Source organism: Burkholderia sp. 567, from assembly GCF_040545115.1.
Classification (GTDB): Bacteria; Pseudomonadota; Gammaproteobacteria; order Burkholderiales; family Burkholderiaceae; genus Burkholderia; species Burkholderia ambifaria.
The window spans coordinates 79,753-87,110 of the sequence record NZ_JBEPLG010000019.1 but is presented as its reverse complement, the minus strand read 5'-3'; the positions used below and the strand labels follow the sequence as shown (position 1 = coordinate 87,110).

At 65.9% G+C, this 7,358-nt stretch carries 5 protein-coding genes and 1 pseudogene; 4 read left to right on the top strand and 2 right to left on the bottom strand.

All coding sequences use genetic code 11. The annotated features are described in order from the left end of the window. Both ABIC50_RS33820 and ABIC50_RS33815 read right to left on the bottom strand, forming a co-directional pair. Window positions 1-2,195, bottom strand: a 2,195-nt coding sequence (locus tag ABIC50_RS33820; RefSeq protein ID WP_502913541.1) for a YadA family autotransporter adhesin, incomplete at its 3' end; no start/stop codon positions are given. 60 nt (window positions 2,196-2,255) lie between these two features. Continuing rightward, window positions 2,256-2,336: pseudogene (locus tag ABIC50_RS33815) on the bottom strand (ESPR-type extended signal peptide-containing protein); the annotation flags it as partial. A gap of 702 nt (window positions 2,337-3,038) precedes the next feature. Between ABIC50_RS33815 and metX the strand changes: the two are divergent. The 4 genes from metX to ABIC50_RS33795 all read left to right on the top strand — a co-directional run bounded on the left by metX (window position 3,039) and on the right by ABIC50_RS33795 (window position 7,352). Further along, window positions 3,039-4,184, top strand: coding sequence for a homoserine O-succinyltransferase MetX (metX, locus tag ABIC50_RS33810; RefSeq protein ID WP_011658214.1), 1,146 nt, complete (start codon window positions 3,039-3,041; stop codon window positions 4,182-4,184). After that, window positions 4,181-4,789, top strand: coding sequence for a methionine biosynthesis protein MetW (gene metW / locus ABIC50_RS33805; RefSeq protein WP_011658215.1), 609 nt, complete (start codon window positions 4,181-4,183; stop codon window positions 4,787-4,789). Before metX ends, metW begins: the two co-directional genes overlap by 4 nt. Before the next feature lie 117 nt (window positions 4,790-4,906). Further along, the gene (locus tag ABIC50_RS33800) at window positions 4,907-6,328 is read left to right on the top strand and encodes an AmpG family muropeptide MFS transporter (protein WP_165752222.1); all 1,422 of its coding nucleotides are present in this window, start codon (window positions 4,907-4,909) and stop codon (window positions 6,326-6,328) included. Next, window positions 6,318-7,352: a M48 family metallopeptidase gene (locus tag ABIC50_RS33795; RefSeq protein ID WP_175704155.1), complete on the top strand. Its 1,035-nt coding sequence runs from the start codon at window positions 6,318-6,320 to the stop codon at window positions 7,350-7,352. Before ABIC50_RS33800 ends, ABIC50_RS33795 begins: the two co-directional genes overlap by 11 nt. The last annotated feature ends 6 nt before the right edge of the window (window positions 7,353-7,358 follow it).

Sequence of the window (7,358 nt, the reverse complement as noted above, 5' to 3'; positions counted from 1 at the left end):
ATGCTGCCGATCGCGACCGAATACGGCTGATCGACCCCCGTCTGGGCAATACTGCCGATCGCCACCGCGTTGTCCGAACTCGCGACCGCCTGCAGGCCCACTGCGACGGTATTGAGCCCGCCCGCGCCACTTGCCACGCCGATGGCCGCAGCGGTACCCATTTTGGGATCGCGACCGTTCATCGATGCAATGTTCGGCAAGCTGCCGTCCGCACCCAACCCTTCGATCGCGACGAAGCTGCCCGGCTTCGATTCGACGTCACGCGTCATCCGCGTCATCTTCGTGTCGAACTGCGCAGTGGAGGTATGCATCGCGTCGGTCAACTGCTTCATGGTGACGGCATCCGACTCATCGATACCGTCTTCGACGTTGACGATCCGACGTTTCTGAGTCACATCGCCTACCGAAACGGTATTGGCTGCCATAGCAACCGAGTTGACGCCGATCGCGATGGAGTTCATGCCCGACGCGCGGGAACCCGAACCGATCGCCAGCGTATCGACGTTCGTCGCACTCGCTTGCGAGCCGATCGCCACGCTGTTCTTGCCGAGCGCACTGGCTTGCGCGCCCGTGGCCCGAACCTTGATGTACTTCATGTCAAGCGTGCCGTCGCCGAGATCCTTCTTGATCTCGTCCTTGACGTCGCTCATGCCGCTTTGGAGCTGGGCTACGTTGACAGCGTCGGTGGCGGCCTGGCCCGTCGCGACGTTCTTCAGCGCGACCGGCGTCGACGCACCCGCACCGCCCAGCGTCACGCTCGCCTTACCCGCGCCGTCATAATGCACGGCGTTCGTGTCCTCGCCGCCGGCGCCGCCACCCGAGGCGGCCGCGGCCTGAAGCGCGTCCCCGACGTTGTTGAAAGTCTTGTCGCCGACCTTGTAGGTCGGCTTCGAAAGGGTGCCGTCCGTATTGACGGTCGTTTGGCCACCGAGTGCGGACGCGACGCTCGACGACACGTCATACAGCTGGCCGCCGTTCACGGCGTCCTTGCTGGCCGATGCGACCTTGCCCGCCTTCACGTTCGTGACGACCGTACCGCCCGTGCCGCCCAGCGCAACGGTGCTCTTCGTCGCATCGTTGTACACGACCGCGAGCGACTCGCCGGTCGACGGATCGATCAGGCCGCTATCGTTCAGCGACTGCTCGACATTGGTCACGCGGTTGTTGGTCGCAAACAGTTGCGCACCGTTGACGGCGTCCGTGCTGTTCGCCGCCAACGTGGCCGCACGCACGTTGGTAAGTTTGACCGCGGCCGAACCGGTGCCGCCGAGGGTGACCGAGTTCTTCGTGGTGGAGTCGTACTCCACCGCGTTTGCCGAGCCGCCGCCGGATTCGGACGCCGCCAGCAGCGCGTCGCCGACGTTGTCGTAGGTCTTGGTGCCGATCGTGTACGCCGGTTTCTTGATGTTGCCGGTCGCGTCGACGGCAGCGTTACCGCCCAGCGTGGCGGTCACGTCCTTGAGCTGCGCAATGTTGACGGCATCGGTCGCCTGCGTGCCGCGCCCGACGTTGACGATCTGACGCTCGAAACCGGCGGTACCGACCGATACCGTATTGGCCCGGTCTGCTTCCGAATACGAACCGAGTGCCAGCGAGTCGGCGCCACGCGCCGCCGCGCTCTGACCGATCGCGATCGCATTTTCCGCGGCTGCGGCAGCCTGCGAGCCGATCGCCATCGTGCCGGCCCGCGTCGCCATCGACGAATCACCGATCGCCAGCGAGGATTCCGCCGCTGCCTTCGCCTTGCGCCCCAGCGCATAGGCGCCCCAACCGGTCGCCTGTGCCTCGTTGCCGAGCGCGATCGACGACTTGCCGCCCGCATTGGCCCCGGTACCCAGCGCAATCGCGCCTTCCTCTCCGAGTGCCGATGCATTGGCGCCGAATGCGACGTTGTTGCCAGCCGCGGTCGCCTTGTTACCGATCGCCACCGCACCGCCGAGACCCGACGTAGCCGGGCGCGTGCTGGCGCTGGCGCCGATCGCGATCGAGTTGTCGCCCGTCGCCGACGCGTTATCCGTGCCATCGCCCTTCGCATTGATCTTCACGTATGCGCTGTTGTCGGGCACGACTACCCGCGTATCAAGACCACTGCGCTTGAGCGTCTTCTGATCTTCCTGCTTGACGTCGGTCAGATGGGTCGGATCATCGAGCACCGGATCTGCCGCGTCGACTTCGTCCGCGTACGCAGACCCCATGGAGGCAACGACAAGCGCGGCGGCTACCGCAATTTTCGATTTCGCGGAGCGCGACGATTTCGAGCGCCCACGTGCAATTTCCGATGCCGCGCACCAAGTGCTGGTCGAGGCGTTCCACACGACACGATACGACTTGTTCATACGAACCTTTTCCTTTGGTAAACCTCTCCTCGACGCGCATCGGCTTTGACAAGCCATATCGATGCGACGACTCGGCGAGCGGTGACAAGTAGCTCAACGCTTACGGCTTTCCGGGAAGAAATGCGAAACGTGCATACTGAGAAATCGCATGAACACAGGGGACGATCACGTCGACAGCGCTGCGAAATCGCGGGTTTCAACCGGATACTGAAAGCTGGCTGAAACTCTATTGACATGCCCTCATCCCAAAAACAGGACACGAACTAAATGTGTGAAAATTCATTTAGAACCTGTACGAATTACTTTTTAATTTTAATAAATGTCACAGGATTTAAAGGATTTACCGCCGCACCGGCTATCGGAATAATTCAATATTTTCTGTATTAAAAAAGTCGTGGCGACAACGCGTTTCACTGAACAGTGACGCTGGCCGGCATGCGCCGACCCATGCTCGAGCGCGGTCTTCCGGACCGCTCCCTCGCCAGAAAATCCGCTATACTTTGCCGACTGCCGCCACTTGGCGGCAGGTCGGAAGCGCGCCGATTTGCTGACTCGATTGCGGGCGCGCGAACCGGCCGGGCCTTGATGCGTCTTGGTCCCGGCAGGTTCACTACAAATGCGGCTAAAGAGGTCGTCAGCCGCGCACCTTCGCCTCCGCGCATCGCCGACACCGTTTAGCCGCCCAGTCATAAGGCGGAACGAATGGAATCGATCGGCATCGTCGCTCCACAGACCATGCACTTCGCCGAACCACTGCGCTTGCAAAGCGGCAGCGTGATCGGCAACTATCAGCTCGTCGTCGAAACGTACGGCGAGCTCAATGCCGCGCGTTCGAACGCGGTGCTCGTCTGCCACGCGCTCAACGCGTCGCATCACGTCGCCGGCGTCTACGCGGACGATCCGCGCAGCACCGGCTGGTGGGACAACATGGTCGGCCCCGGCAAGCCGCTCGACACCAACCGCTTCTTCGTGATCGGCGTGAACAACCTCGGCTCGTGCTTCGGCTCGACCGGCCCGATGAGCATCGACCCGTCGAGCGGCAAGCCGTATGGCGCGCGCTTTCCGGTCGTCACAGTCGAGGACTGGGTGCACGCGCAGGCGCGCGTCGCGGATGCCTTCGGCATCGAGCGCTTCGCCGCGGTGATGGGCGGCAGCCTCGGCGGGATGCAGGCGCTCGCGTGGAGCCTGATGTATCCGGAGCGCGTCGCCCACTGCATCGACATCGCGTCGACGCCGAAGCTGTCCGCGCAGAACATCGCGTTCAACGAAGTCGCGCGCTCGGCGATCCTGTCCGATCCCGATTTCCACGGCGGCGACTATTACGCGCACGGCGTGAAGCCGAAGCGCGGCCTGCGCGTCGCGCGGATGATCGGCCACATCACGTACCTGTCCGACGACGACATGGCCGAGAAATTCGGCCGTGCGCTGCGCCGCGCGGACGGCGCGCTCGACGCGTACAACTTCAGCTTCGACGTCGAGTTCGAGGTCGAGTCGTACCTGCGCTACCAGGGCGACAAGTTTGCCGACTACTTCGACGCGAACACCTACCTGCTGATCACGCGCGCGCTCGACTACTTCGATCCGGCCAAGGCGTTCGACGGCAATCTGACGGCCGCGCTCGCGCACACGCAGGCGAAATACCTGATCGCGAGCTTCTCGACCGACTGGCGCTTCGCGCCCGCGCGTTCGCGCGAGATCGTGAAGGCGCTGCTCGACAACAAGCGCACGGTCAGCTACGCGGAGATCGACGCGCCGCACGGCCACGATGCGTTCCTGCTCGACGACGCGCGCTATCACAACCTTCTGCGCGCGTATTACGAACGAATCGCCAACGAGGTAGGCGCATGAACCAGCAAGCCCTGAACTCCCTGTCCGCGCGCGCGGACTTCCGCACGATCGCGCGCTGGGTCGAACCTCGCTCGACGGTGCTCGACCTCGGCTGCGGCGACGGCTCGCTGCTCGCGCTGCTGATGGAAGAACTGGACGTGACCGGCTACGGGATCGAGCTGAACGACGCGGGCGTGCTCGCGAGCGCGAAGAACGGCATCAATGTGATCCAGCAGAACCTGGAAGACGGCCTGCGCCTGTTCGAGGACCACAGCTTCGACATCGCGATCCTGTCGCAGACGCTGCAGACGATTCACCAGACTGCCGCGATCCTGCGCGAAACCGCGCGGGTCGGGCGCGAATGCATCGTGTCGTTCCCGAATTTCGGCTACTGGCCGCATCGGCTGTCGGTACTGAACGGCCGGATGCCGGTGTCGAAGGCGCTGCCGTACCAATGGCACAACACGCCGAACGTCCGGGTGCTGACGATCGAGGATTTCGAGGCGCTCGCGCCGGAAGTCGGCGTCACGATCCTCGACCGCGTCGTGCTGCACGAAGGCCAGCCGATTCGTTGGGGAGCGAACTGGCGTGGTAGTCTTGCTGTCTATCGCGTCAAGCGCAGCTGAGCCCGGGGGCCGTTGACGGATGATCCGGCCCGCACGCGCGTGCGGCCGCCCCCTTCTGCGCTGCTCGCGCCGCCTGCGCTGCCGCCGCAATCAGTCAACGCTACCCAGTTCCATTCCATGTCCAAAACGCCACACGAGGCGCCCGCGCTCACCGCTCACGAGGATCACCCCGGCTGGCGAGCCTATCTGAACACGCACATGCTGATCTGCGTGTTCCTCGGGTTCACGTCCGGTCTGCCCCTGTTCACGCTCGTCTACCTCGTGCAGGCATGGCTGCGCTCCGAAGGCGTGAACCTGAAGGAAATCGGCCTGTTCGCGCTGATCCAGTTCCCGTATACGTGGAAGTTCCTGTGGGCGCCGCTGATGGACCGCTACATCCCGCGCCTGCCCGGCTGGCGGCCGGGCCGCCGGCGCGGCTGGCTGCTGCTCACGCAGCTGCTGGTCGCGGGGGCGATCGCCACGCTCGGCTTCGTGTCGCCGCGCGACTCGATCTGGACGGTCGCCGCGCTCACCACGCTCGTCGCGTTCTTCGGCGCGAGCGCCGACATCGTGATCGACGCGTACCGCCGCGAACTGCTGCGCGACACCGAGCAGGGCCTCGGCAACGCGGTGCACGTGAACGCCTACAAGCTCGCCGCGCTGATTCCCGGCTCGCTGGCGCTGATCCTGTCCGACCACCTGCCGTGGGACGCCGTGTTCGCGATCACCGGCGCGTTCATGCTGCCTGGCATCCTGATGACGCTCGTCGTGCGCGAGCCCGAAGTGGTCGGCACGCCGCCGCGCAACCTGCGCGACGCGATCGTGCTGCCGTTCCGCGAATTCATCCAGCGCGACGGCTGGGCCGGCGCGCTGCTGGTCATCGCGTTCATCTTCCTGTTCAAGATCGGCGACACGATGGCGACCACGCTGTCGACGTCGTTCTTCCTCGACATCGGCTTCACGCGCACCGAGATCGGCATCGTCGCCAAAACCACCGCGCTGGTCGCGAGCGTCGCCGGCGGCATCATCGGCGGCGTGTGGCTCGTGAAGATCGGGATCGGCCGCGGGCTGTGGATCTTCGGCGCGCTGCAGATGGTGTCGACCCTCGGCTTCGCGTGGCTCGCGCAGCTCGGCCCCGGCTCGCCGGTGCTGGCCGTGCTGTACGACTTCACGGTATCGACGAGCCACGCGATCGCGTCGGCGCTGTCGGTGTTCGGCGTCGTCGTCACGCCGCAGTTCAGCCCGATGACGGTCGCGCTCGCGATCGTCTACGGCGTCGAAACCTTCACCACCGGCCTGACGATGGCCGCGTTCGTCGCGTACATCGCGAGCACGACCGACCCGCGCTACACGGCCACGCAGTTCGCGCTGTTCACGAGCCTCGCGTCCGTGCCGCGCACGCTCGCGTCGGCCGCGAGCGGCTTCATCGTCGCGAAGATCGGCTGGTTCGACTACTTCATCGTGTGCACCGCGCTCGCGATCCCCGGCATGCTGCTGCTGTTCAAGATCGCGCCGTGGAACGGTGTCGCGCGCAACGGCGAGGCGAGCCGTGCGCAATGACCGCCTGCTTCGCGCCGCACGCGTCGCCGCCGCACTGAGCGTCGGCGTCGCGGCGCTCGGCGCGGCGGCAAGCACGCATCCGACCGACGCCGGGGCAGCCGCGGCCGGCTCCGCGGCGGCTGCGCCGTCCACGCCGGCGACCACCGTCGCGCCGTCCGCCGCCGAAGCCGCGCAGCCGAGCGGCGGGGCCGTGCCGTCGAAAGCCTATGCGCCGACGTCGCAGCAGGTCCGCTACGGCGACGCGATCGCGTTCCGCACGCTGATCCCGTCGCCGCTGCTCGAACAGCTGACCGCGAGCGAATACGCGCAGATCGTGCAAACGGCCGCCGACAGCGACCGCCTGCTGCCCGCGAATCAGCCGCGCGTGAAACGCCTGCGCGCGATCGTCATGAAGCTGGCGCCGTATTCGGTGAAGTGGAACGACCGCGTGAAGAGCTGGGCGTGGGACGTCAATGCGATCCGCTCGCGCGACATCCGCGTCACGTGCCTGCCGGGCGGCAAGGTGCTCGTGTACGGCGGGATGCTCGATCGCGTCCGCCTGAACGACGACGAGTTCGGCGTGTTGCTCGCGCACGGCATCGCCCATGCGCTGCGCGAACACGCGCGCAGCAATCTCAGCACGGCGTCGCAAACGTCGCTGCGCGCGGCCGCGCTGCCGCCGCTGTTCGGCGTCGGCGATCCGCTGCCGCAGGCGCTGAACCTCGGCGCACGTCTGCAGACGCTGCGCTACGACCCGACCGACGAGACGGAAGCCGACGTGATCGGCGGCGACATCGCCGCCCGCGCGGGCTTCGATCCGCGCGCGGCGATCACGCTGTGGGACAAGCTCGCGGCGGCCACCCGCGCGAACAAGACGTCGGGCTTCATCTACACGCATCCGTACGGCGCGACGCGGCGGCAGGATCTGCTGAACCGGCTGCAGGACCTGATGCCGCTGTATGCGAAGGCGACGGGCAAGCGCGTCGACACGCTGCCCGACTACGCGGGCATCAGCGCGCAGCGGCGCAAGGTCGCGCGGCGCTGAGCATCG

Bases quoted from the DNA above. Each gene is read 5' to 3' on its own strand.
- ABIC50_RS33800 (WP_165752222.1), top strand. From the start codon at position 4,907: ATGTCCAAAACGCCACACGAGGCGCCCGCGCTCACCGCTCACGAGGAT.
- metX (WP_011658214.1), top strand. From the start codon at position 3,039: ATGGAATCGATCGGCATCGTCGCTCCACAGACCATGCACTTCGCCGAA.
- metW (WP_011658215.1), top strand. From the start codon at position 4,181: ATGAACCAGCAAGCCCTGAACTCCCTGTCCGCGCGCGCGGACTTCCGC.